The following is a 23,887-nucleotide window of genomic DNA, read 5'->3' as shown; positions in this document are numbered from 1 at the left end:
ATTGACTATTTATAAATTAAATATGATTAATCTTTCCCCAAAAATAGTCATTACCTTTAAATTGAATTTTGAAATAACTTTAATATTTTTTGCTGTATTTATTTCTTAAGAAAATTGCAATTGCATTCATTAATAATAGAATAACAAGTAGGACAATAATACCGGCAGATGCCACATTTTGGAATTCATCTTGAGGTAATTTAGCCCAATTATAGATTGCCATTGGTAGCGCTTGGAATTGGTCGAAAACACTGGATGGTAAGCTTAATAATACAGTTGGTATACCAATTAATATTAGTGGTGCTGTTTCACCTAATGCGCGTGATAATGCCAAAATAAAACCTGTTAAAATACCAGGAATTGCTGCTGGTAAAACGACTCTACGAATCGTTTGCCATTTATTTCCACCTAAACCATATGAGGCTTCTCTAACTGGACTCGGTACAGACCTAATTGCTTCTTGGCTCGCAACGATAATAACAGGCAATATAAGCAGTGACATGGTTAAGGCTGCTGCTAATACAGAATTACTTAAAGCAAGTGCCTCAATCCCCATGCCCCTAACGAATATTGTTAGTCCTAATAAACCAAATACGACAGAAGGCACACCAGCTAAATTTGAAATACATACTTTAATGAAACTAGTTAAAGCGTTATCTTTAGCATATTCTTCTAAATAAATTGCTGTGCCAACGCCTAAAATAATTGAAATAGGAATAATTGTAACCATTAACCATATCGTCCCTATTAATGCACCTTTTATGCCAGCCATTGATGGCGTAGAAGATGAAAAGCTAGTGAAAAATGAAGGTGTTAAATGACCAGCACCTTTAATTAAAGTATCTATAATTAACGCAGCTAAAAATAGTAAACCAATCATCGTACATGCGAAAAATGCCCATTTATTTAATTTATTTGTAGTTAATCGACTAGAAAGTTTCTTTTCAATTGTCTGTTGATTAACAAGTGTTTTCGTTTTTGTCTCAGCCATTTTAATACTCCTCTCTAAAGCGTTTCGTGATCCATTGTGAGATTAAGTTCATCACGAGGGTGAATAGGAATAAAGTAAAACCAACAGCGTAGATACTGTAATAAATATCTGAGCCGAATGTAGCATCGCCTGTAGCAACTTGTACGATATATCCAGTCATTGTTTGAATTGAACCGGTTAAATCTAATGAAGAAGTCGGTGTACTACCTGCGGCTAGTGATACAATCATTGTTTCACCTATTGCACGAGAAATGGCTAAGACAATAGATGCCATAATACCTGAAGTTGCTGCTGGTAAGACTACTTTTATTGCAACTTCAAACTTTGTTGCGCCTAAACCAAGTGCGCCTTCTCTCATTTTGTTTGGAACAGATGACATCGCATCCTCACTCATACTAGAAATTAAAGGGATAATCATAACACCGACTACAATCCCAGGGCTGACAGAGTTGAAACTGCCTAATTCAGGGAAGATACTTCTTAGTACAGGTGTAACAAATGTAAGTGCAAAGAAACCAAATACAATTGTTGGAATTCCTGATAAGATTTCTAAAATAGGTTTGATTATTTTTCTAACCCTAGTAGATGCATATTCACTTAGATATAATGCTGCGCCTAAACCGATTGGTACCGCAACAAATGTGGCAATAGCCGTAATTTTAAGTGTGCCTAAGATTAATGCCCATATCCCATATTGTGGCGTTGAAGAGAATGGGTTCCAATCTTTAGTAAATAAAAATTCAGTTATAGGTACGCGTGTAAAAAATGTTATTGTTTCAGTTAATAATGTGACAATAATACCAACTGTCGCTAATATTGAAAAAATAGCGATGATGCCTAAAATGATTGGCACAATTTTATCGCTAATCCCTTTTTTCTTAGCGTTATTTTGAGCAATCATTTCACTAACAGAGATTTTCTGATTAGTCATTTTAATACCCTTCTTTCTTATAGACTCGCAATATTAAAACAAAGGTTAGGATTGTTCTTCATCTTAAACATCAGGGGCATTTCACTAGATGATTAAATATGATGAATTGAACTTGAAGGTGAGTGACAAAATGATGCAGTTGCTATCACTTTGTTCCCCACTTTCTGAATCCCAACCTTAAAAATTGTTAATAAGTTTATTCTTCTTTTTTGTCGCTATCTTTACCAATAATGTCGTTTAACTTGCTTTCTTGATCTTTGTAATCTTTATCAGGTAATGCAACAAATCCTGCACTCTCAGCTGATTTACCTTTATCTTCAATTATAAATTTCATGAAGTCTTGGAATCCTTTATTATCTTTTAATTTTTTCTCGTTTGTGTAGATGTAAAGTGGTCTACTTAATGCATATGAGCCATCTTGTATTGTTTTCTTAGTTGGCTCAGTAAGATTATCGTCTTCATCTTTGATTTTAACTTCTTTTAGTTTGTCTTTATTTTGTGTATAGAAATTATAACCAAAGTAACCGATACCTTCGTTGTTTTTCTCCACAGATTGAACGATCACGTTTGTATCAGCATTTTTCTCAGCTTTAATATCTCCTTTATCCATAATTTCTTCGCTAAAGAAATCATATGTTCCGTGAGACTGGTCAGGAGAAAATGCTTTAATTTCTTTGTCTGGCCACTCTGAGTTTACATCTTCCCAAGTTTTAGCTTCACCAGAGTAAATGTCTTTTAATTGTTCTTTAGTCAGTTCGTCTACAAAGTCATTTTCTTTATTGACTGCGATTGTTACGCCATCTTGCGCAATTTTGAATTCATCATATTTAATACCTTTGTCGTCTAATTTTTTCTTTTCTTCATCTTTTATAGGTCTAGACGCATTTGAGAAATCAGTGTTACCTGCGATGAATTTTTCAAATCCGCCGCCAGTTCCTGAAGTACCGTTTGAAACTGTAACATCTGAATTATCTTTTGCGAACTTTTCATTTAATTTTTCAATGATTGGACCTACTGTTGATGAACCGTCGCCTTTGACTTCTCCGCCTTCTTCGCCTGAACCGCTATTTCCACCGCCACAAGCACCTAATAAAAGTGAAGCACCAACTACTGTAGTACCAAATAATTGCCATTTTTTCATTGAAACATCCTCCTAATAAATAACCCAAAAGTTATATGTATTTATTACACTGCTAATACTACAGGTTGTTTGTTAAATACAAGTGGATTTAGTGTAAAAGTTATGTTAAGAATTTATTGACTTCATTTACAAAATTCACATACCCTTTTATGATCAATAGTGCTTTTCCTATAAACATTAATACAACTGCATTCTTGCATGTGATAAATTAATTAGAATTCGTAATATGAAAAAATCCCATATAACACAAATATTTGTGTTATATGGGAAGATATAAAAAGTGCTCAAATATTATTTTTTAACTATAGAGAAAACTCGTCTTCGACTCTGCTCCATCCTTTTTTAGTTAATGCTATTTTACCAGTTTCAATTGTAATAATTTGATTTTTATATAAATGGCCAATGGCGCGTTTAAATGCAGCTTTACTCATGTTAAATACTTCTTTTATTGCTTCAGGGCTTGATTTATCCCAAAACGGCAGCTCTCCTTCATATTCAACTAATAGGTTAAAGATGTGTTGGCCATCTTCGTCAAGTCTCTCGTGTGCGAGTGGTAAAAATGATCCATTAAGTTCACCTTTTTCATTATGACCAATGATTCGGACTTCTACGTTTTCACCCAAACGCGGTTCTGATTTACGTTCAGATTCGTGTACGAATATTTTGTAGCCATCTTTTGAAAGTAAAAAACTCCCAATTCTTAATACTCTATATGGTCGAGCTTCAATCACTTTATTTTGCATTTCATCGTTGTATACGGGTGTGTACATTGATTCTACAATCGTTTCTGTTGCTAAACGTGCGAACATATTATTTTCACTGTCAATACGCAACGTTACTAACACCTCGTCACCTTGAATGGGCCATACATCTTTTACTTTTGGCAGGTCAATCCAAGGTATTAATACTTCTCTAGGCAAACCGACATCAACATGTGCACCATCGCGATCTGTTTTTAATACTTTTACAAAGTCATATTTACTAGTGGTAATATCAGGCATATTTTGTGTAGCAAATAATGCCCCTGATCTATTTGGATAAATAAAGAAACTATATTCTTCGCCTACGATTAATTCATCTTCTTCATTCACTTCGGATTGATTGAGTTTAACTTCTTCTTTATTCGGTCCTTGTAACTTGTAAGTAGATCCTTCTAATCCAATAACTTCAAGAAACTCTATGGAACCTACAATATTTTTCTCGTCTTGGGCCATACTGTTCTCCTTCGTACTTAAATTTATTCTTATTTATTATAACATGGTATAAAGAAACAAGCATCATCACATTGAGAATGGTCGAAACTCCTGGATAATTGTGTTATAATTTGTCCGTTAGATTATCGAAAAAGGAGCAAATGCATGTTACAAGTTACTGATGTGAGTTTACGATTTGGCGATCGTAAACTATTCGAAGATGTAAATATTAAATTTACAGAAGGCAATTGTTATGGTTTGATTGGAGCGAACGGTTCTGGGAAATCAACGTTTCTAAAAATTTTATCTGGTGAATTGGATGCGCAATCTGGTCATGTTTCTATGGGGAAAAATGAACGTTTAGCAATTTTAAAACAGGATCACTTTGCATACGAAAATGAACGTGTTATTGATGTGGTAATTAAAGGTCATGAACGTTTATACGAAGTTATGAAAGAAAAAGATGAAATTTATATGAAACCAGATTTCAGTGATGAAGACGGAATTAGAGCAGCGGAATTAGAAGGCGAATTTGCTGAAATGGATGGTTGGAACGCTGAAGCAGACGCGGGCTCCCTGCTATCTGGTTTAGGCGTCTCTGCAGATTTACAAGATAAAAAGATGTCTGAATTAGAAAACAATCAAAAAGTAAAAGTCCTTTTGGCCCAAAGTTTATTTGGTAAGCCAGACGTCCTTCTACTTGATGAGCCTACAAACGGTTTAGATATTCCAGCTATTAGTTGGTTAGAAGATTTCTTAATCAACTTTGAAAATACAGTTATCGTAGTATCACACGATAGACACTTCTTAAATAATGTGTGTACGCATATTGCTGACTTAGATTATGGAAAAATAAAAGTTTACGTTGGTAACTATGATTTTTGGTATCAATCAAGTCAATTAGCTATGAGAATGGCTCAAGAACAAAACAAGAAAAAAGAAGAAAAAATTAAAGAATTGCAAGATTTCGTTGCTCGTTTCTCTGCGAACGCATCTAAATCTAAACAAGCAACAAGTCGTAAAAAACAATTAGAAAAAATTGAACTAGATGATATTCAACCTTCCTCACGTCGTTATCCATACGTAAAATTTACGCCGGAACGTGAAATTGGTAATGATTTATTGTTTGTTGAGAATGTGTCGAAAACAATTGACGGTGTAAAAGTGTTAGATAACATTTCATTTACAATGTACCCTAATGATAAAGCCGTATTAATTGGAGATAGTGAATTTGCTAAAACAACGTTGCTTAAAATCTTAGCTGGTGAAATGGAACCAGATGAAGGTACAGTTAAATGGGGAGTGACGACTTCACGTAGTTATTTCCCTAAAGATAATTCTGAATACTTCGAAGGTGTAGACATGAATCTTGTTGACTGGTTACGTCAATATGCGCCTGAAGACGAACAAACTGAAACATTCCTACGTGGCTTTTTAGGACGCATGTTATTTAGCGGTGAAGAAGTTAAGAAAAAAGCGAGTGTTTTATCAGGTGGCGAAAAAGTGCGCTGCATGTTAAGTAAAATGATGTTATCAAGTGCTAACGTGTTATTGCTCGATGAGCCTACTAACCACTTAGACTTAGAAAGTATTACAGCGGTAAATGATGGTTTGAAAAATTTCAAAGGTTCTATGATATTCACATCTTATGACTTTGAGTTTATCAATACAATTGCTAACCGTGTGATTGACTTAAACCCTGCTGGTGGATTGTCTAAAGAAATCTCATATGAAGCTTATCTACAAGAAACAGGCATTTTAAGTAAATAATAAATAGCGTTTATAAAGATTAGAGGCTGAGATATCTATTGATGTTTCAGCCTATTTAATATCATATTGGCAATAGCTATTTGAATTGAACTTGTAAAGCGTCAACGCTTCAGAGAGCTACGACTTTATTCAATTTATGAAGATGAGTAGACATTATAAGCCTTCTTTTGAATTTACTAACACTTATACATAGTCCTTACTTCAAGTAATTGACTTAAACCTAATAGTGCTTATGCAATATCCTTGTTTTTTGTATTTTTACTATCCATCTTAACGAGAGCGCCAATAAACGCTGCTTGGAAAAACGCAAACACCCTTCCCCTTTATGTTTTATGATGCAAGATAAGCTTCTATGCTCAGGCTGATTACTATGAATAAGTTATTTTGAATTATATAATTCAAAATAACTATACAATGATGGAGGTATTTATAAATGGAACAGTTAAATATGCTTGATGGGCAAATTATTCCTCAAATAGGTTTCGGTACATATAAACTGAACGGTATGCAAGGCGCGCATGCGATTGTAAGTGCGTTAGACCAAGGTTACCGTTTATTAGATACAGCATATAATTATGAAAATGAAGGCACTGTTGGTAAGGCTATTGAAATGAGTAATGTACCGCGAGATCAAATCATTATAACTTCCAAATTACCAGGTCGTTATCAAGATTATGATGCTTCGCTTACTGCAATACAGGAGTCAATATACCGTTTGGGCGTCGAGTATTTGGATTTATATTTAATCCATTGGCCAAATCCGAAACAAGGTAAATATATTGAAGCTTGGCAAGCTATGATTGATGCCCAAAAAGCTGGTTTAGTCAAATCAATTGGTGTCTGTAACTTTTTACCTGAACATATTGAAACACTAGAAAAGGAAACTGGCGTTTTACCAGTCATAAATCAAATTGAGTTACATCCTTATTTCAATCAACGAGAAATGGTTAAGTATAATGCATCAAAAGGCATTGTCACTCAAGCGTGGAGTCCGTTGGGCCGTGCGTCGAATGTTATCAATGATGAAAAGATTACCGAAATTGCTGATAAACATAATAAAACCATACCTCAGGTTATATTAAAATGGCATATACAAAACGGCGTGGTCCCTATTCCAAAATCTACCTCGGTAGCCAGACAATTTCAAAATATTGATATTTTTGATTTTTATTTAGATAGCGATGATTTAGAGAAAATAGATACGCTTACGCGAGAAGATGGTAGACGTAAAGACCAAGATCCTGCTGTATATGAGGAATTTTAAGTTTTTGCTTAATCTTTATATTATTAACGTATAAAAACTTCATATTAAAAAATAGATACATTTACACTTATAAAGTAAAACGTGTGTAAAATAGTTTAATTTTTCAGTAAATTATAAAAACTTTGTAAAAGCGGTTTACAGTACATATAACCGTATGTATAATATGAGTCATAAACAAAAATTAAATAAGTTTTGATGAGGCGCATCAATCATTAGTAAATTTTAGAAGAACCTGTCTGCTAGCAGCTAATTTTGAAAGGGTGAGATGCCGAAACAGTTATAATAGCAGCTTATAACAAGTTGGACTTTATGGTTAAGAGCTAAGAGTCTGTCATTATTTTAAAATAATGGAGTGCATCACTTGTATATAAATTATAGAACAGGTTCGCATTCCGGACTTGTTCTTTTTTATATCATTGTGATTCTCCCCTATTAAATGAGGAGGATATAGAATTGGGAAGAAGTGTTTTGAAATTTGGAGGTTCTTCGGTAAGTGATTTTACAAAAATAAAAAATATAGCCGGAATGTTACAAACGAGAGTTGAAAATGGTGAACAACTCATTGTTGTAGTTAGCGCAATGGGTAAAACCACTGATGAACTCATGGCTAATGTTTCAACGCTTACAACTACACCAAAAGATCAAGAACTCGCATTGTTACTAACTACTGGTGAACAGCAAACCGTATCATATTTATCAATGGTATTAAATGATATTGGCGTCAATGCTAAAGCGATGACAGGTTACCAAGCTGGTATTAAAACAGTTGGCCATCATTTAAAAAGTCGTATTGCAGAAATTGATCCCATCACATTTGAACATGCTTTTGAAAGTAATGATGTATTAGTAATCGCAGGGTTCCAAGGTATCAATGATGAGTTTGAAGTAACGACATTAGGTCGCGGGGGATCAGATACCACGGCTGTCGCTTTAGCTGCTAGTAATCAAACAACCTGTGAAATATATACAGACGTAGACGGCGTATACGCTACTGATCCTAGAGTCTACAGAGACGCAAGGCGACTTGAATACGTTTCGTATGAAGAAATGATGGAAATGAGTGCTTTAGGTGCTGGTGTACTTGAAACAAGAAGTGTTGAACTAGCAAACAATTATAATATCCCCCTATATTTAGGAAGAACTTTATCAAATGTGAAAGGAACATGGATTATGTCACAAGCAGAATTATTAGAAAAAAAAGCAGTTACGGGTGTTGCCTTAGATACACATATGATGCACGTTACTATTAGCCATCCCCTGCCAGATAACAGACTATTAACAGATTTATTTAATCATTTAGAGAATGAATCTGTTAATGTTGATATGATTTCTCAAATAATAAATTTGGAAGGATTGCAAATGTCGTTTACGATTAAAGACACAGATGCAATTCAAATCACACGTATTTTAGAATCATTAAAAGAAAAATTTAATGCGTTAGACTTCAAGATTAATGAAGCATACGTTAAACTTTCATTAATTGGTTCTGGTATGCGTGATATGTCTGGTGTTGCTTCAAAAGCGTTTATCACACTGATCGAAAACGGTATTACCTTTTATCAAACGACAACATCAGAAATTAGTATTTCATGTGTTATAGATTCTGAAAATGGTGAACGTGCCGTTCAAGCACTATACGAAACATTTGATATCTGAATTTTCTTAATATAATCAAATTTAATAAAATAATGAAAATGGAGTGTATGAGATATGACAAAATTAGCAATCGCGGGCGCAACTGGTTTAGTAGGAAGAAAAATGTTAGAAACAATCAATCGCAAAGGCATTTCATTTGATGAATTAGTACTATTTTCATCTGCGCGTTCTGCTGGTGAGAAAATTGAATTTCAAGGCAGCACATATACAGTTAGAGAATTAACAGAAGAAGCTGCAACAGAACATTATGATTATGTGTTAATGAGCGCTGGTGGTAGTACAAGTGCGCATTTCTCCCCTATTTTTGAAAAAGCTGGTGCAATTGTTATTGATAACTCTAGTCATTGGAGAATGGTAGAAGATATTGATTTAATTGTACCTGAAGTTAATGAGCCAATCTTAAATAGAAAAATTATAGCAAATCCAAACTGTTCAACGATTCAATCTGTTGTACCTTTGAAATTATTACAAGAAGCATTTGGATTACAACGCGTAGCATATACAACTTATCAAGCAGTTTCAGGTTCAGGAGTTAAAGGAAGACAAGATTTATCTGAAGGTGCAAATGGTAAAGAACCAGAAGCATATCCGCATCCTATTTATAATAATGTGTTACCACATATTGATACTTTTCTTGAAGACGGGTATACAAAAGAAGAACAAAAAATGATTGATGAAACAAGAAAAATTTTAAAAGATGATGATTTAAAAGTAACAGCGACTTGCGTCCGTGTGCCTGTTCAAGATAGTCACAGTGTGCATATGAGCGTTACGCTAGAAAAAGAAGCTTCAGTACAAGCAATTCAACAACTCTTTGAAAATGATCAACGTGTAGTACTTATTGATAATCCAGAACAGAATGAATACCCATTAGCGATTCACTCTACAGGTAAAGATGAGATATTTGTTGGTAGAATTCGTCGCGACGATTCATTAGACAATACTTTCCATGTTTGGTGTACTTCTGACAACTTATTGAAAGGCGCGGCTTTAAATGCAGTACAAGTGCTTGACCAAGTTATGAGCTTGAAAGGAGTAAAATAATATGGGACATATATTTGAAGGTGTAGGTGTCGCTTTAACAACACCATTTACACATAATGAAATAGACTTAAATGCACTGAGAAGACATTTAAAATATTTATTAGAAAACGATGCAAAATGTATTGTGGTTAATGGCACTACAGCTGAGAATCCAACGTTAACAGACGAAGAAAAAGACCAAGTCTTAGAAGTAGTTGTGAATTATGTAAATGGCCAAGTACCAGTTATTGCTGGTACAGGTACAAACAATACTGAAAAGTCTATACAAGCTTCAGTACGTGCTAGAGAAATTGGTGCAGATGGTATTATGCTTATCACGCCATACTATAATAAAACGAATCAACGCGGTTTAATTGAACACTTTACTACTATTGCTAATGCAGTGAAATTACCAGTCATTTTATATAATGTACCATCACGTACAAATATGACGATTAATCCTGAAACGGTTGAAACTTTGAGTGATAATGAATATATTGTAGCCTTAAAAGACGCTACTAATGATTTTGAATATATGGACGAACTAAAAAAACGTTTAGATCTAAATCATTTTGCTTTATATAGTGGAAATGACGATAATGTCGTTGACTATTTTGATAAAGGTGGTCACGGTGTTATTTCAGTAGCTTCAAATGTAATACCAAACGCATTCCAATCATTATATAATGCTAAGCAAAAGGGAGAAGATATTGAAGTACAATTTCACCCTATTCAAACATTATTAGACGCTTTAGCAATTGATGTTAACCCTATTCCAATTAAGGCGCTCACTGCAGTTGAAGGTTTTGGTAATTATGAAGTACGCCTTCCGCTAGTGAAATTACAAGATGCTGAGCGTGAAACATTAGAACAAGCATATGAACAATTTAAAGCAGGTGACCAAGCATGAAAATCATTTTAATAGGTTATGGTGCCATGAATCAACGCGTGGCCAGATTAGCCGAAGAAAAGGGACATGAAGTCGTAGGTGTAATTGTACGTGATTCATCAAAAACGTATCCTTACCCGACTTTTGAACGTATTTCAGACGCTAAGGATGCAGATGTTGCAATTGATTTCTCAAATCCAGAGTTATTGTTACCATTATTAGATGATGAATTTAAACTACCATTGGTAATTGCAACAACCGGGGAAAAAGAGGAAATCGTTGAAAAATTAAAAGAACTTAGCAGTAAAATGCCAGTATTTTTCAGTGCGAATATGAGTTACGGTGTCCATGCGCTAACTAAAATTTTAGAAGCGGCTGTCCCACTACTTCAAGATTTCGACATTGAACTTACAGAAGCACACCACAATAAGAAAGTAGATGCACCTAGTGGCACATTAGTGAAATTATATGATGTGATCGAGTCATTACGCGATAAAACGACGCCTGTGTATGATAGACATAAAACAAATGCAAAACGTACACAAGATGAAATTGGTATACATTCGGTCCGGGGTGGAACTATTGTGGGGCAACATGATGTTTTATTTGCGGGAACGGATGAAACAATTGAAATTACGCATCGTGCTCAATCAAAAGATATATTTGCTAATGGATCAATAGGCGCAGCAGAAAAATTAATTCATAAATCAAATGATTTTTACACATTTGATAATTTATAATCACTAAGGAGAGAATTAAATTATGGTACAACATTTAACGGCAGAAGAGATTATTCAATATATAAGTGATGCAAAGAAATCGACACCTCTTAAAGTTTATGTGAATGGGCAGTTTGACAATGTAACCTTCCCTGAAAGTTTTAAAGTTTTTGGCGGTTCTGATTCAAAGGTTATCTTTTGTGAAGCGGATGATTGGAAACAGTTTTATGAAAATAATCAATCGAGTATTGATGAATTAGAAATTGAAATGGATCGTCGTAACTCAGCTATCCCATTGAAAGACTTAACAAATACGAATGCACGTATAGAACCCGGTGCATTTATCCGTGAACAAGCTATTATTGAAGATGGTGCAGTTATTATGATGGGTGCGACTATCAATATTGGCGCAGTTGTTGGCGAAGGTACTATGGTAGATATGAATGCTACACTTGGTGGTCGTGCTACTACTGGTAAAAATGTTCATGTTGGTGCTGGTGCAGTATTAGCTGGTGTAATTGAACCACCAAGTGCCTCACCAGTTATAATTGAAGATGATGTGCTTATCGGTGCGAATGCAGTTATTTTGGAAGGTGTTCGTGTTGGTAAAGGATCAATCGTTGCAGCCGGTGCAATTGTGACCCAAGAAGTACCAGCTGGTTCGGTAGTTGCAGGCACACCAGCTAAAGTCATTAAACAAACAAGTGAAGTAGAAGATTCAAAACGTGAAATTGTTTCAGCTTTAAGAAAATTAAATGATTAATAATTGATTTAAATGATAAATAGAAGCTGAAATTAAAATATTTATATAGGAGGTTTATGACGAAATAACATCTAATGATTGATAAACGCATTAATTTATATGTATATATCAATTTATGATGTTCGTCTAACCTCCTCTTTTTTATACATAAAAGTTTAGACGTTGATTTAGTTTTATGTTTAAACAAATTAATAAACTAGAAGGATTTGATTTTAATGAATGAGTTAGAATTTGTAACAACACATAGACGTCATTTGCATCAACATCCAGAATTAAGCCTACAAGAATTTGAAACGACAGACTATATCGCAGCATTTTTAGATAATCTTAGCGTTGAGTATAAGCGCCCTCTTGATACGGGATTAATTGCATATCTTCCAGGTAATGGAAAACATACAATTGCTTATCGCGCAGATATAGATGCGTTACCTATTTTTGAAGAAAATGATGTTCCCTATCGAAGTTTAACTGATAATGTGATGCACGCGTGCGGCCATGATGGACATACAACTGTGTTAATGTTATTTGTTAAACGATGTAAAGCTATGGCAGATCAAGGGACATTGCCTCAAAATATCGTTTTTATTTTCCAGCCAGCTGAAGAAACTGGCGGCGGCGCAAACCGTTTAATTCGTGCAGGTGCGTTTGAAAATTACCCTATAGAAGCAGTGTTTGGTATCCATGTTATGCCGTTTGAAGACGAAGGCCATGTTGTAATTCGAGATGAAGAAATTACGGCAAGTGCGACCGAATATCGCTTTTACTTAACTGGCCTGTCTAGCCACGTAGCGGATAAAGAGCAAGGTTATTCAGCTGGAGAAGCCTTACAACATGTATTAAGTCAAGTCGGTCAAATACAGCAATTCCATTTAAATGGATTAAAGAGAAATATTGTGCATATGGGACACTTTGTAGCTGGAGAAGCGATCAATACAGTGCCAAGTAACGGATATTTAGAAGGTACGATAAGAACTTATGATATCAATGATTTAGAATCAGTTAAACAACAAATGAAGACGATTGCTGAAAGTGTCAAATTATTGTTTAATGTAGATTGTGAAGTGAAGTTTGAAGAAGGCTATCCACCTACATATAATGCGCCAAAACTACGCAAGCATGTTGAACATGGCTTAGAAAATGCTGGTTTTACAATTATTGATAAACCGACACCGTATTTATTTGGTGAAGATTTTAGTTTTTATAGTCAACTTGCTCCAAGTTATTTTGTATTTGTTGGTGTGCGAGACGTGTCGAAAGGATATGTAACTGGGTTGCATACCGCTCATTTAAACTTTAATGAATATATGTTGATTAAGATTGCAGATTATTATGAAGCTATTTTAAAATCTTATGGCGAGGTGGAAGCATAATGACAGCAATTTGGTCTGTAGACACTGAAAGATTTTATAATAATGCGCTAAAAGTAATTCAAAATAATCAACTTATGGCAGTTGTAAAAAACAATGCTTATCATTATGGATTGGAATTTGCAGTTAATCAATTTTTAGAAGCAGGCATCAATACGTTTAGTACAACTTCTTTAAGAGAAGCTATACGTATACGACAATTAGCGCCAAACGCAACTATATTTTTAATGAATGCTGTATATGAATTTGATAAAGTACGTGATAACCAAATTCAAATGACATTGCCATCTTTAGCATTTTATTATCAGCATTTAGAAGATTTAAAAGGTATTGAAGTTCATTTAGAATATGAAAATTTATTACATCGCTCTGGTTTGAAAACCATTGATGAAATAAGAGAAGTACTCATTCACCATCGTAATGATAAAAGTAATGAGAAAGTGCACATTACAGGTTTATGGACGCATTTTGGTTATGCAGATGAATTTGACGTGCCTGAATATGATATAGAACGTAAAGCGTGGTTAAAGGTTGTTAAAAACTTGTTAGATGAAGGTTATCAATTTGATATGATACATGCGCAAAATAGTGCAAGTTATTATAGAGAACATGGTGTTTTTGAAAATCATACACACGCTCGTGTGGGTATAGCATTATACGGTTCAAGACCTTATGCTACAATTGATGAAAAATCCATTGAACAAGCTTTGACTGTAAAAGGCAATGTCATTCAAGTACGTGAAGTAAATGAAGGTGATTATTGTGGTTACAGCTTTGCATTTGAAGCTACGCACAATCATACACAATTAGCAGTAGTTGATATTGGCTATGGAGATGGTATCCTTAAATCGAGGGCCAAACATGAGGCGCTTATCAATGGCAAACGTTATCCCATTCGTGCACTGATGATGAGTCATATGTTTGTTGAAGTAGATCATCATGTTCATGCACAGGATGAAGTATTATTATATAATAATGATATTCGCATTGATGAATTTACGTTTAAAGGTGTTGGCGCGAATTCTGAACAGTTAAGCGCAATGAATCATGACTCACTAATAAAGGAGTATAGATAAATTATGGCAGTAGAATATAATAGTTATGGCGAGCTTACAATGGGAGGCACTAGTCTTAAAACAATAGCACAGAGTTTTGGCACCCCCACTATCGTTTATGATGAAAATCAAATTAGGGCACAAATGCAACGATTTCATCAAGCCTTTCAAAAAAGTAATTTAAAATACAGTATTTCATATGCTTCTAAAGCGTTTACTTGTTTACAAATGGTGAAATTAGTCCAAGAAGAAGGCCTTGAACTTGATGTAGTTTCTGAGGGAGAGTTATATACAGCTTTAGAGGCTGGTTTCGATCCCCAGCATATTCATTTTCATGGTAATAATAAGACAAAGCATGAAATTCAATACGCGTTAGAAAGTAAAGTAGGATATATTGTGATTGACGCTTTAGAAGAAATTGAACTGATTGATAAATATGCAAGTGAAACAGTAAATGTAGTATTACGGTTAAACCCAGGTGTTGAAGCACATACACATGAATTTATTCAAACTGGGCAAGAAGATAGTAAATTTGGTTTATCAATCAAACATGGTTTAGCGATTCAAGGCGTTGAAAAAGTAATAAACTCAAAACACTTGAAGTTAAAAGGTGTCCATTTCCATGTAGGTTCACAAATTGAAGGTACAGAAGCTATGATTGAAACTGCTAAAATTGTAATTCAATGGTTGAAAGAAAATGATATAAAAGTTGAACTGATTAACTTAGGTGGAGGGTTTAGCATTAAGTATGTTGAAGGAGATGTAAGTTTCCCTATTGAAACCGGTATAACTGAGATTACTGATGCTATTAAACAATTTTCTACGCAGTTTGACTACCCACTCCCAGAAATTGGAATCGAACCAGGAAGATCTATTGTTGGTGAAGCAGGTATAACGCTATATGAAGTAGGTACAATTAAAAACATCCCCGATGTTAATAAATATGTGTCTGTAGATGGTGGTATGAGCGACCATATTCGTACAGCGTTATACGATGCTCAGTATGAAGCTTTGTTAATTAATAGAAATGACCCGAAAGATGAGACTGTAACCATTGCAGGTAAACTTTGTGAATCTGGAGATATTATTATTAAAGATGCCCAATTACCTAGCACAGTAAAACGTGGGGATTATTTAGCTATCTTATCTACAGGTGCATACCACTACTCAATGGCTTCAAATTATAACCAAATGCAAAAGCCCTCAGTATTCTTCTTGAAAGATAGTAAAGCAAGAGAAGTCATTAAACGTCAATCTTTAAGACAATTAATTATAAATGATACTAAATAAATTAAAAAAGTGGTTCTATCCCCTACTTTAGGTTGATGGAACCACTTTTCATTTAGTTTATACTGATATGAAATAATATGTATTATGTATACAATAAGCCACCGTAATTAAATATAACGGCTATTCATAGAAGAGGACATACATTAAGCCCCCTAGCTCATCGCAAGAAGGCTATAAAAAAAAGAACCTTTAACAAGGTTCTTTGATAAGTCAATATTGCAATCTATATTATAGTTTTACAACGTTTGCAGCTTGAGGACCGCGGTCGCCTTCAACTACTTCAAATTCAACTGATTGACCTTCTTCTAATGATTTGTAACCCTCTTGGTTAATAGCTGAGAAGTGTACGAATACGTCGTTTTCTCCTTCAACTTCGATAAAACCGAATCCTTTTTCAGCGTTAAACCATTTTACTGTACCTTGTTTCATAAATGTGAAACCTCCAAGACTAATATTCATTCAATATGCATTATTCGCATATTACAAAAAATACAATTTCACAGTCTAAATCTGTTTTACAATATTCTTTGCAATATGGAATAAAACAATTGCTTGACTCATATTATAAGCTATTTTAACTAAAAATGCAATGCAATTGTGAAAAAACTATTTCTTAAATAATAGGTAATTTATAATAAACTTCATTATTATTTAAAACAATATAACTATAAAAAATCTGTAAATCTTCATCACAATCTTCACAAAAACCTAATTCACAATTATTATAAAATGCATGAATATTGTATTTGCCAACTAAATAATTATCGTAAAACTGCTTACTATTTCCTATTATTGATTGGTAGTAACTTAACATTTCTTCATAATTATCAAAATGATATTGTTCGACGATATGATCAGTCCAGTCACTAAATAACCACCAGCCTTCATAATCAGCTCGAATCTTTGCAACTGTCCACATGTAAATTACACCCTTTCATCTTTAACTTAAAAAATACCAGTATTGTATACGGTACTTATAGTATCATCATTATTTTAGAATGATTAAATTTATTTTATTAGAACTCACTTGTTCACACGCATTACATATATGTATTGTATATAAAAAATAAGTCTTATTGTCGTTATGCTTATTATATTTGATTAATAGCTATGTATAATATTTTAAATGTATCATGAACAAAATCAAGTTATCTGTTTCATACTTTTGGCCGATAGACAATTACTATCCAAACAAAAATATTAGTTTTGTAAGTTAAAATTTCGTATAATGATAATAAGAGGTGATTATATGCAATGCAAACATATTAAAGTATTTGGTATAGTGCAAGGTGTCGGTTTTCGCTATTATACTGAAAAGATAGCTAGAAAATATAATATTGTAGGTACTGTACAAAACGTATCTGATTATGTAGACATTTACGCCCAAGGCGATAAAAATTCGTTAACATCGTTTACCAATGCTGTAATTGAGGGTGCTTCACCTGCTTCTCATATAGAAGATTATGAGATTGAAGAAATTGAAACTAACCCATCATGGAAAAATTTTAGAACATTATAAACATTATAAAGGAAGATGAAGTTTGAGATACAATATTTCGCGTATTTACGGGGCCATTATTGCTTTTCCAATAGCTGTTATCGCATGGATTGCTAGTGTATTTGCATTAGACGTATATTTTATTTTTGATTTTCTTATTTCTGCGGTAGCGTTTGTAGCGTTCTACTTCCCTACTCAACGTTTAACTTCTAGAAAATATTTAAAAGAAATTGGCTTATCACGTAGAGATTATCATTTTATCAATAGTCAGTTAAATAACGCTCAAGATAAAATAAGAAGAATTTTAAAATCTTTTGTTAATGTAAGATCAATTAAAGATTTTAAGCAAGTCAATGAAATATATCGGATCACACGAGCTATATATTATGCAGTTAAACAACAGCCACGAACGTTTTTCAAAGTAGAGAGTTTCTTTTACTCTCATATCGATAATGCATTGAATTTAATTGAAGCCTATACGAGATTATCAAAGTCACCAAAAAAGTCTGAAGAAGAAAAACAAAAGTTAGCACAAACGCGTATTACTCTAGATGAAGTTAAACGTACTTTAGTAGCAGACTTAAAAAGAATCAACGAAGAAGATTATAGTCAATTAGATATAGAAATGGAATTGAACAAAATTGAACAAAAAAGACATAAATAATATACACGATGAAATGGAGAGGAATTAAATGGTTAGAGAACAAGACTTTTTAAATTCGCATCCATTGGATAAATATATTGATGAACAGACAACAAATGAATCAGAGATTATCAACAGCACAAAACAATACTCTCAAGAAGATCAGCAGAAAATTGACAAATTGAGTGAACAAATAAAACCAATGGATAATGATACTTTATTAAACTATGGTACAGCTGCACAATCCAATATGTCTCAATTTTCACATCGTATTTTAAACGAAGTGAAGACAACGGATGTAGGGCCTGTAGGTGAATCATTAAATGGATTGATGAGTAAGCTTAAATCTGTTAATCCTGATGAATTAAATCCGGAAAATCAGTCTAAGTTAAAACGTATTTTTAGACGCACTAAAGCTTCGGTTAATGAAATATTCTCTAAAATGCAATCAGTAGGTTCACAAATTGATCGTATCTCTATCGAATTAGATAAGCATAAAAATAATTTAAATAAAGACATAGAGATGCTCGATGAATTATATAATTTAAATAAAGATTACTTTGATGAATTAACCCTATATATTGAAGCAGCTAAAAGAAAACAACATTTATTACAACAAGAAGAAGTACCTAAACTAAGGTCACGAGCTGAATCAACTAATAATCAAATGGATGTTCAAGCAGTATCAGATATGGAACAGTTCGTTGATAGATTAGATAAACGTATTTATGATTTACAATTATCAAGACAAATTGCTATTCAAACTGCACCACAAATTCGAATGATACAAAACGTGAACCACGCACTAGCTGAAAAGATTCAAAGTTCAATTTTAACAAGCATCCCATTATGGAAAAATCAGATGTCGATTGCTTTAACACTTATGAGACAACGTAATGCAGTTTCAGCACAAAAAGCAGTTACTGATACAACAAATGATTTATTACTCAAAAATTCAGAGTTATTAAAACAAAACGCTGTTGCTACAGCTACAGAAAATGAGCGCGGTGTCGTAGATATTGAAACATTAAAAACGACACAACAAGATATTATTGACACGATTGAGCAAACATTACAAATTCAAGAACAAGGTCGTAACAAACGCAAACAAGCTGAAACTGAGTTAAATGAGTTAGAAACAGAAATGAAAAACCAATTACTTGATATGAAAAACAACAAATAAATATTACGTAAAAAATGAACGTGATATAAATATGTAGACAACTTACAAATAAAACGAGATTGGGATTATCTTTTTTCTAAGACATACCTCAGAAAAAGTATTTCTATCAAAAACTTGGCATAAGAATATTTTTAAATAACCCCTCTACTGCTTGTATTATAAAGGAGGCCAAGACATTATTTTGTCTCGGCCTCCTATTTGATTTAACTATTCTTTTTCATAAACTATTGTTTGTTGGTTTTTAAGCATTAAAGATACGAGATAGCCAATGATTGTTGTGATAACAGCTATTGGGAACCATTCTAATGAATAATCTTTTAATGGTAAACTATCAATAATACTTATGTTAATCCAACCTTGTGTGTGAATAACGCTTAAGATTGAAACGATTGCCACCACTGCCACAGGGATTTGTTGCGCAATTGGTTTTGTTGGTACAAAACGTGCAATCAATATTAATAACACGGATGTAATTGCAATTGGATATACAATGCTTAACACAGGAACAGACATTGTAATAACTGAATTCAATCCTTGGTTAGCTAAAATAAAACTAATTAACGTAAAGATGATTACATAAAGTTTATATGAAATTTTTGGGAATATTCTATTGAAATACTCTGAAACAGATACAATCAACCCACAGGCAGTTGTTAAACATGCAAGTGCGACGATAATACCTAATAAGTATTTACCAAAAGTTCCAAATCCCGTACTAGCCATTGTCGTTAATAAATAAGTACCAATATTTTGATCATTCGCAGTTAAACTAGCTATTTTCTCTTGCGGCACTGCCATGTGGTTACCTATAAAGCCTAAGGAAATATAAATAAACATAAGTGCAATTGCAGCGATAATACCTGCTAAAAGTGTTTGTTTGAAAATTTGGTTAGCATGCGAGATACCAGTTGATTTGACTGCATTAACTACAATCATAGAAAAGGCAATTGCTGCAATGGCATCCATAGTTAAGTAACCATTTGTAAATCCTTGAGAAAACCCAGAAAAATTAGAAGTGAAAGCTTCAGCAGATTGACTATGTGCATTACTACCGTAATCGACAAATCCTTTAATAATCATTGCTAATATGGTAATTAGTAATAATGGTGTAAGTAATGAACCGATACGGTTAATCATTTTATTTGGATTAATACATAAATATAATACGATTAAAAAGTAAATAACTGTAAATATCAATAGAGCTAATGCACTATTTGTATGAGTAATCGGCGTAATAGTCATTTCAAACGACGTTGATGCGGTACGAGGTATCGCAAAAAGTGGCCCTATCGTCAAATAAATAATGATTAAAAATATTACTGAAAATTTGGGTGAAATTTTATTTAAAGAACCGATATATCCTTGTTTGTCTAAAGCACCAACTACTACTCCTAATAGAGGTAAACCAATTCCCGTTAAAGCAAATGCTAAAATTGCAGGCCAAAAATATTGACCGCTATCTAAACCTAAATTCGGTGGGAATATAAGGTTACCAGCACCAAAGAACATAGCAAACAAAGTAAACCCTATAATCCATGTATTTTTATTCATAAATTGTTCTCCTTCTTGCCTATAAAATAATATTTACTATTCTATCACGATTTATGAGAAGTAGTCTATATAAAATTCAGAATATTTAAATTTATGTTCGATATAATAAAAAAAGTACGTTTTAAAATGATTTTAATAATAATTTTTTAAGCAATGGTGCAAGATGACTCGGTAGGTTTTCTACACCTTCTACGAAAATTGCATAGTTTCCATAAATATTATGAATTGTTTCTTCAATATCTTCAGTAATAGGATCTTGGCTTAAAAATACATTAAACACCTCAATACCCATTTTACGAGCGGTTTCCACAGCTTCATAAGTGTCGAGTATCCCGTCTTGACTATAGTTATAAGCAGATGGTTCACCATCTGAGAATACAATTAAGAAGCGTTGGTTATGAGATCTACGCATTAATCTTTCGCTCCCAATTCTAATAGCCACACCATCTCTATTGTCATCTTGAGGTTCTAACGCCATAATCCGTGGACCATCTTGTGTCATTATAGAATGGTCATATGAAATAATTTCATCAATAATATTAGGTTGTTTTGAATCGTCGGCGTCAAAAGCATCTTCATTAAAAGCTAGAATTTCATGTTTCACATTTAACGATTTCAAAGTTTCGTGAAATAATACAACGCCTTTAATTGTTTCTGACATTTTATCTTGCATACTTGCTGAAGCGTCAATTAATAGTGTGAACGTGGCGTCAAAGGTTTGACTTAAATCTTGTTTTTTATAGAAAAGTTTATATTGATCGTCGATAAACCAATTTAATAAGTTTTTTTGGAGCCGCCCTTTAGTTAAATTGCGACGTTCATCTTGGTATTCTCTATCTATTGTTTTTTTTATGATTTGTGTTAAATCTTTTGTCTCAAATTGGACTTCTTTTTCAACATTATTATACAAATCTTTATATTCTGGTAAAATATCTGGGACATTCCATTTAATTTCTACATTTTCATTAATGCCTTTTAAAACAAAGGCAGAATTATTCCCTACGGAACCACCTTCATCACTTTCGATATGATTAGACGAACCTTTACCTTTTTTAGTTTGCATATCCGTCATATCATCACTCGTATCACCTTCTCGAGCTGTATCATTATCTCCTAGGACGTCACTATTTTCCCCTTCATGTAGTTCCATTTCTAAATAAGCACCACCTTGCGACGAACTATCTTGATAATTTGATTCAATTTCTTCACTTACGACGTCATCCTCGGGGTTTTCATTAGAAGCTTTATCCGTATTACTCGCGTCAGTTCGTTTTAAATCTTCAAAATTAAGATTATGGATAGATTCGTATACCTTTTTAGGTAAATGATAATATTCGTTTAACATGTCTTCTTTTAATATATCATCGATTTGGAACATTATACGTTCAGCTAAATACATATTATCTTCTGATGAATTGTTATAGAAAAAATTGGGTAGATATTGGTACATGTTTGTTAAAATGTCATCTATTTCTGGGCTGATTTGAGGTATGTCGTAAAAATTTTCTGTTAAAAATGATGCTTCCAAATATAAGAATAGTAAATCTGTAAATGTTGCTTTTGTCTTATAGACATTAATTTGAGTGTGCGTGTAGTTTAGTCTGATTTGGTTACGTAATTGTATAGCAGATTGAGTAGATGGACGAAGTTTAACTATTTCATTTAACACACGTTTATCTTCTAATAATTTAAATAGCTGTTGGTAAAATTTAGGATGGTTAAATGTGTGATTATGAATTACTTCGTTGACAATAGATTCATCCATCATTTGGTAACCATAAGCAGCAAGCATTACATCTGTTTTAAGGCCGTTAGTTTCAATGTCTTTACTTCTATGGGACCAAAAAGAACTTGTAATTAACATATTATTGATTGGATCGTAATATGGGAATTTTTGAATTTTAACTTGTGTCTGTTCATTTTTTAACAATAATCGAGCTAAATCTTGAAGCATCATGACTTGTTTAGCATCTAGCTGTTCATCATTAAATAATATAAAACGATCGCTCATAAATATCCCTCACTAAAAATTTAATTCAACTGCGTTTAAAATAGCTTGTTGTTCACGTTCATCTTCTAATTTATCAATAATTGTTCGTTTAATAGCACGTTCAATAGGCATCACAGTTGCTAAATCACTTAAATCAATTAAAGCACGAATACTAGCCGCTTCCTCAGAAATCTGTCCTTGCTTTGTCATCGTGCGTAAATCTGCATTAAATTTAATAATATTTTGTATAGTAGCATCGTCTGATAATTGACTTTGATTTTTGATTACATCACTTAAAATATCACCGTCAATATAATCAACTTGAATGACTACGAAACGGTTTTTGAGTGCTTCATTCATTGGTAACGTCCCAATATATCCTTCATTGATAGCAGCAATTACATTAAATCCTGGTGCTGCATTTACGACTTCTCCAGTGAATGGGTTTGTTAATTTTCTACGGTAGTCTAGCACACCGTTTAAAATGGGTAATGTCTCTGGTTTCGCCATATTTATTTCATCTATATATAGAATATGTCCTTCTTTCATAGCTTTAATGACTGGGCCATCAATAAATACGATTTCCTGTGTGCCGTTTTCATTTGTTTGGATTGTTTTAAATCCTAATAAACTTTCTGCATCTAAATCTACTGAACAATTGACTTGGTGCATAGGACGATTGAGCGTTTCTCCTAAAGTTTCGGCAAGTTTTGTCTTACCTGAACCTGTTGGTCCCTTCAAAAGAATGTTTTTATTCAATCTCATTAATGATTTTGCATCATTAAAAACAGTTTCATCTCTGTTTATATATTGTGAATTTGTCATGGTTTAATACTCCTTTTAAAAATAAATAATTCATCAAAATTTATATCATTAAAAATAGACTGGGGCTTAAATAACGGTTTATATTTTCGCCCTAGTCCTATTCAAATCATCCATATTTAAAGTTTCATTCTATATTTAGTACATG

22 protein-coding genes and 1 riboswitch are annotated in these 23,887 nt (G+C 33.2%); of the genes, 13 read left to right on the top strand and 9 right to left on the bottom strand.

Annotated elements, in window-relative coordinates; all coding sequences use genetic code 11:
• Positions 1–79 precede the first annotated feature (79 nt).
• From pstA to IEU88_RS05255, 4 genes are all read right to left on the bottom strand, one after another.
• On the bottom strand, positions 80–991 hold the full coding sequence (gene pstA / locus IEU88_RS05270; RefSeq protein WP_103373433.1) for a phosphate ABC transporter permease PstA: 912 nt from the start codon (positions 989–991) through the stop codon (positions 80–82).
• A 1-nt stretch (position 992) separates the two neighbouring features.
• A complete protein-coding gene (gene pstC, locus IEU88_RS05265; RefSeq protein ID WP_096823805.1) occupies positions 993–1,922 on the bottom strand; it encodes a phosphate ABC transporter permease subunit PstC in 930 nt (309 codons plus the stop codon).
• A 196-nt stretch (positions 1,923–2,118) separates the two neighbouring features.
• A complete protein-coding gene (locus IEU88_RS05260) occupies positions 2,119–3,063 on the bottom strand; it encodes a PstS family phosphate ABC transporter substrate-binding protein (protein ID WP_096809793.1) in 945 nt (314 codons plus the stop codon).
• 302 nt (positions 3,064–3,365) lie between these two features.
• Positions 3,366–4,277, bottom strand: a complete 912-nt coding sequence (locus tag IEU88_RS05255; protein ID WP_103373434.1) for a CvfB family protein — start codon at positions 4,275–4,277, stop codon at positions 3,366–3,368.
• A 144-nt stretch (positions 4,278–4,421) separates the two neighbouring features.
• Here IEU88_RS05255 and IEU88_RS05250 point away from each other — a divergent pair, with 144 nt between their 5' ends.
• From IEU88_RS05250 to lysA, 10 genes are all read left to right on the top strand, one after another.
• Positions 4,422–6,026: an ABC-F family ATP-binding cassette domain-containing protein gene (locus IEU88_RS05250; RefSeq protein ID WP_103373435.1), complete on the top strand. Its 1,605-nt coding sequence runs from the start codon at positions 4,422–4,424 to the stop codon at positions 6,024–6,026.
• A gap of 433 nt (positions 6,027–6,459) precedes the next feature.
• Positions 6,460–7,290 carry an aldo/keto reductase gene (locus tag IEU88_RS05245; RefSeq protein WP_096809790.1) on the top strand — a complete coding sequence of 277 codons (831 nt, stop codon included), beginning with the start codon at positions 6,460–6,462 and terminating at the stop codon, positions 7,288–7,290.
• A gap of 187 nt (positions 7,291–7,477) precedes the next feature.
• Positions 7,478–7,656, top strand: a riboswitch (Lysine riboswitch).
• 87 nt (positions 7,657–7,743) lie between these two features.
• A complete protein-coding gene (locus IEU88_RS05240) occupies positions 7,744–8,946 on the top strand; it encodes an aspartate kinase (RefSeq protein ID WP_096809788.1) in 1,203 nt (400 codons plus the stop codon).
• A 54-nt stretch (positions 8,947–9,000) separates the two neighbouring features.
• Positions 9,001–9,990, top strand: coding sequence for an aspartate-semialdehyde dehydrogenase (locus IEU88_RS05235; RefSeq protein ID WP_096809786.1), 990 nt, complete (start codon positions 9,001–9,003; stop codon positions 9,988–9,990).
• A 1-nt stretch (position 9,991) separates the two neighbouring features.
• The gene (gene dapA / locus IEU88_RS05230) at positions 9,992–10,879 is read left to right on the top strand and encodes a 4-hydroxy-tetrahydrodipicolinate synthase (RefSeq protein WP_096809784.1); all 888 of its coding nucleotides are present in this window, start codon (positions 9,992–9,994) and stop codon (positions 10,877–10,879) included.
• Positions 10,876–11,598, top strand: a complete 723-nt coding sequence (gene dapB, locus IEU88_RS05225) for a 4-hydroxy-tetrahydrodipicolinate reductase (protein ID WP_103373470.1) — start codon at positions 10,876–10,878, stop codon at positions 11,596–11,598. The genes dapA and dapB overlap by 4 nt, the downstream gene beginning before the upstream one ends.
• 22 nt (positions 11,599–11,620) lie before the next feature.
• The gene (dapD, locus tag IEU88_RS05220; protein ID WP_103373469.1) at positions 11,621–12,340 is read left to right on the top strand and encodes a 2,3,4,5-tetrahydropyridine-2,6-dicarboxylate N-acetyltransferase; all 720 of its coding nucleotides are present in this window, start codon (positions 11,621–11,623) and stop codon (positions 12,338–12,340) included.
• A gap of 215 nt (positions 12,341–12,555) precedes the next feature.
• On the top strand, positions 12,556–13,710 hold the full coding sequence (locus IEU88_RS05215) for an amidohydrolase (protein WP_096809776.1): 1,155 nt from the start codon (positions 12,556–12,558) through the stop codon (positions 13,708–13,710).
• Complete coding sequence (locus IEU88_RS05210) at positions 13,710–14,783, top strand: alanine racemase (protein WP_103373468.1); 1,074 nt, start codon at positions 13,710–13,712, stop codon at positions 14,781–14,783. Before IEU88_RS05215 ends, IEU88_RS05210 begins: the two co-directional genes overlap by 1 nt.
• A 3-nt stretch (positions 14,784–14,786) precedes the next feature.
• Positions 14,787–16,052 (top strand): diaminopimelate decarboxylase, encoded by a 1,266-nt coding sequence (gene lysA, locus IEU88_RS05205; protein ID WP_096809772.1) that lies wholly within the window; start codon positions 14,787–14,789, stop codon positions 16,050–16,052.
• A 228-nt stretch (positions 16,053–16,280) separates the two neighbouring features.
• On the opposite strand, the gene cspA is transcribed toward lysA, so the two are convergent.
• Together cspA and msaA are read right to left on the bottom strand one after the other, a co-directional pair.
• A complete protein-coding gene (gene cspA, locus IEU88_RS05200; RefSeq protein WP_001831260.1) occupies positions 16,281–16,481 on the bottom strand; it encodes a cold shock protein CspA in 201 nt (66 codons plus the stop codon).
• Positions 16,482–16,665: 184 nt separating this feature from the next.
• Complete coding sequence (msaA, locus tag IEU88_RS05195) at positions 16,666–16,971, bottom strand: regulatory protein MsaA (RefSeq protein WP_096809771.1); 306 nt, start codon at positions 16,969–16,971, stop codon at positions 16,666–16,668.
• A gap of 330 nt (positions 16,972–17,301) precedes the next feature.
• Between msaA and IEU88_RS05190 the strand changes: the two genes are divergently transcribed.
• The 3 genes from IEU88_RS05190 to IEU88_RS05180 are packed head-to-tail and all read left to right on the top strand — an operon-like array spanning position 17,302 to position 19,376.
• Complete coding sequence (locus IEU88_RS05190; protein WP_096809768.1) at positions 17,302–17,571, top strand: acylphosphatase; 270 nt, start codon at positions 17,302–17,304, stop codon at positions 17,569–17,571.
• A 22-nt stretch (positions 17,572–17,593) separates the two neighbouring features.
• A complete protein-coding gene (locus IEU88_RS05185; protein WP_103373467.1) occupies positions 17,594–18,214 on the top strand; it encodes a 5-bromo-4-chloroindolyl phosphate hydrolysis family protein in 621 nt (206 codons plus the stop codon).
• Between the two features lie 28 nt (positions 18,215–18,242).
• Complete coding sequence (locus IEU88_RS05180) at positions 18,243–19,376, top strand: toxic anion resistance protein (protein WP_103373466.1); 1,134 nt, start codon at positions 18,243–18,245, stop codon at positions 19,374–19,376.
• 207 nt (positions 19,377–19,583) lie between these two features.
• Here IEU88_RS05180 and brnQ3 read toward each other — a convergent pair whose 3' ends face one another.
• The 3 genes from brnQ3 to IEU88_RS05165 form a co-directional block, all read right to left on the bottom strand.
• Positions 19,584–20,927 (bottom strand): branched-chain amino acid-like transporter carrier protein BrnQ3, encoded by a 1,344-nt coding sequence (brnQ3, locus tag IEU88_RS05175; RefSeq protein WP_096809763.1) that lies wholly within the window; start codon positions 20,925–20,927, stop codon positions 19,584–19,586.
• A 121-nt stretch (positions 20,928–21,048) separates the two neighbouring features.
• The gene (locus tag IEU88_RS05170; protein ID WP_103373647.1) at positions 21,049–22,938 is read right to left on the bottom strand and encodes a vWA domain-containing protein; all 1,890 of its coding nucleotides are present in this window, start codon (positions 22,936–22,938) and stop codon (positions 21,049–21,051) included.
• 12 nt (positions 22,939–22,950) lie between these two features.
• On the bottom strand, positions 22,951–23,742 hold the full coding sequence (locus tag IEU88_RS05165) for an ATP-binding protein (protein ID WP_096809759.1): 792 nt from the start codon (positions 23,740–23,742) through the stop codon (positions 22,951–22,953).
• Positions 23,743–23,887 lie beyond the last annotated feature (145 nt).

This window comes from Staphylococcus nepalensis (assembly GCF_014635045.1).
GTDB classification, from domain to species: domain Bacteria; phylum Bacillota; class Bacilli; order Staphylococcales; family Staphylococcaceae; genus Staphylococcus; species Staphylococcus nepalensis.
The sequence above is the reverse complement of the archived record's forward strand: the minus strand, read 5'-3'. Positions and strand labels throughout refer to the sequence as shown.

Bases quoted from the DNA above. Each gene is read 5' to 3' on its own strand.
- IEU88_RS05165 (WP_096809759.1), bottom strand. From the start codon at position 23,742: ATGACAAATTCACAATATATAAACAGAGATGAAACTGTTTTTAATGAT.
- dapA (WP_096809784.1), top strand. From the start codon at position 9,992: ATGGGACATATATTTGAAGGTGTAGGTGTCGCTTTAACAACACCATTT.
- cspA (WP_001831260.1), bottom strand. From the start codon at position 16,481: ATGAAACAAGGTACAGTAAAATGGTTTAACGCTGAAAAAGGATTCGGT.
- IEU88_RS05180 (WP_103373466.1), top strand. From the start codon at position 18,243: ATGGTTAGAGAACAAGACTTTTTAAATTCGCATCCATTGGATAAATAT.
- lysA (WP_096809772.1), top strand. From the start codon at position 14,787: ATGGCAGTAGAATATAATAGTTATGGCGAGCTTACAATGGGAGGCACT.
- IEU88_RS05260 (WP_096809793.1), bottom strand. From the start codon at position 3,063: ATGAAAAAATGGCAATTATTTGGTACTACAGTAGTTGGTGCTTCACTT.
- pstC (WP_096823805.1), bottom strand. From the start codon at position 1,922: ATGACTAATCAGAAAATCTCTGTTAGTGAAATGATTGCTCAAAATAAC.
- msaA (WP_096809771.1), bottom strand. From the start codon at position 16,971: ATGTGGACAGTTGCAAAGATTCGAGCTGATTATGAAGGCTGGTGGTTA.
- brnQ3 (WP_096809763.1), bottom strand. From the start codon at position 20,927: ATGAATAAAAATACATGGATTATAGGGTTTACTTTGTTTGCTATGTTC.
- IEU88_RS05245 (WP_096809790.1), top strand. From the start codon at position 6,460: ATGGAACAGTTAAATATGCTTGATGGGCAAATTATTCCTCAAATAGGT.
- IEU88_RS05255 (WP_103373434.1), bottom strand. From the start codon at position 4,277: ATGGCCCAAGACGAGAAAAATATTGTAGGTTCCATAGAGTTTCTTGAA.
- IEU88_RS05170 (WP_103373647.1), bottom strand. From the start codon at position 22,938: ATGAGCGATCGTTTTATATTATTTAATGATGAACAGCTAGATGCTAAA.
- IEU88_RS05210 (WP_103373468.1), top strand. From the start codon at position 13,710: ATGACAGCAATTTGGTCTGTAGACACTGAAAGATTTTATAATAATGCG.
- IEU88_RS05235 (WP_096809786.1), top strand. From the start codon at position 9,001: ATGACAAAATTAGCAATCGCGGGCGCAACTGGTTTAGTAGGAAGAAAA.
- IEU88_RS05190 (WP_096809768.1), top strand. From the start codon at position 17,302: ATGCAATGCAAACATATTAAAGTATTTGGTATAGTGCAAGGTGTCGGT.
- dapB (WP_103373470.1), top strand. From the start codon at position 10,876: ATGAAAATCATTTTAATAGGTTATGGTGCCATGAATCAACGCGTGGCC.
- pstA (WP_103373433.1), bottom strand. From the start codon at position 991: ATGGCTGAGACAAAAACGAAAACACTTGTTAATCAACAGACAATTGAA.
- dapD (WP_103373469.1), top strand. From the start codon at position 11,621: ATGGTACAACATTTAACGGCAGAAGAGATTATTCAATATATAAGTGAT.
- IEU88_RS05250 (WP_103373435.1), top strand. From the start codon at position 4,422: ATGTTACAAGTTACTGATGTGAGTTTACGATTTGGCGATCGTAAACTA.
- IEU88_RS05215 (WP_096809776.1), top strand. From the start codon at position 12,556: ATGAATGAGTTAGAATTTGTAACAACACATAGACGTCATTTGCATCAA.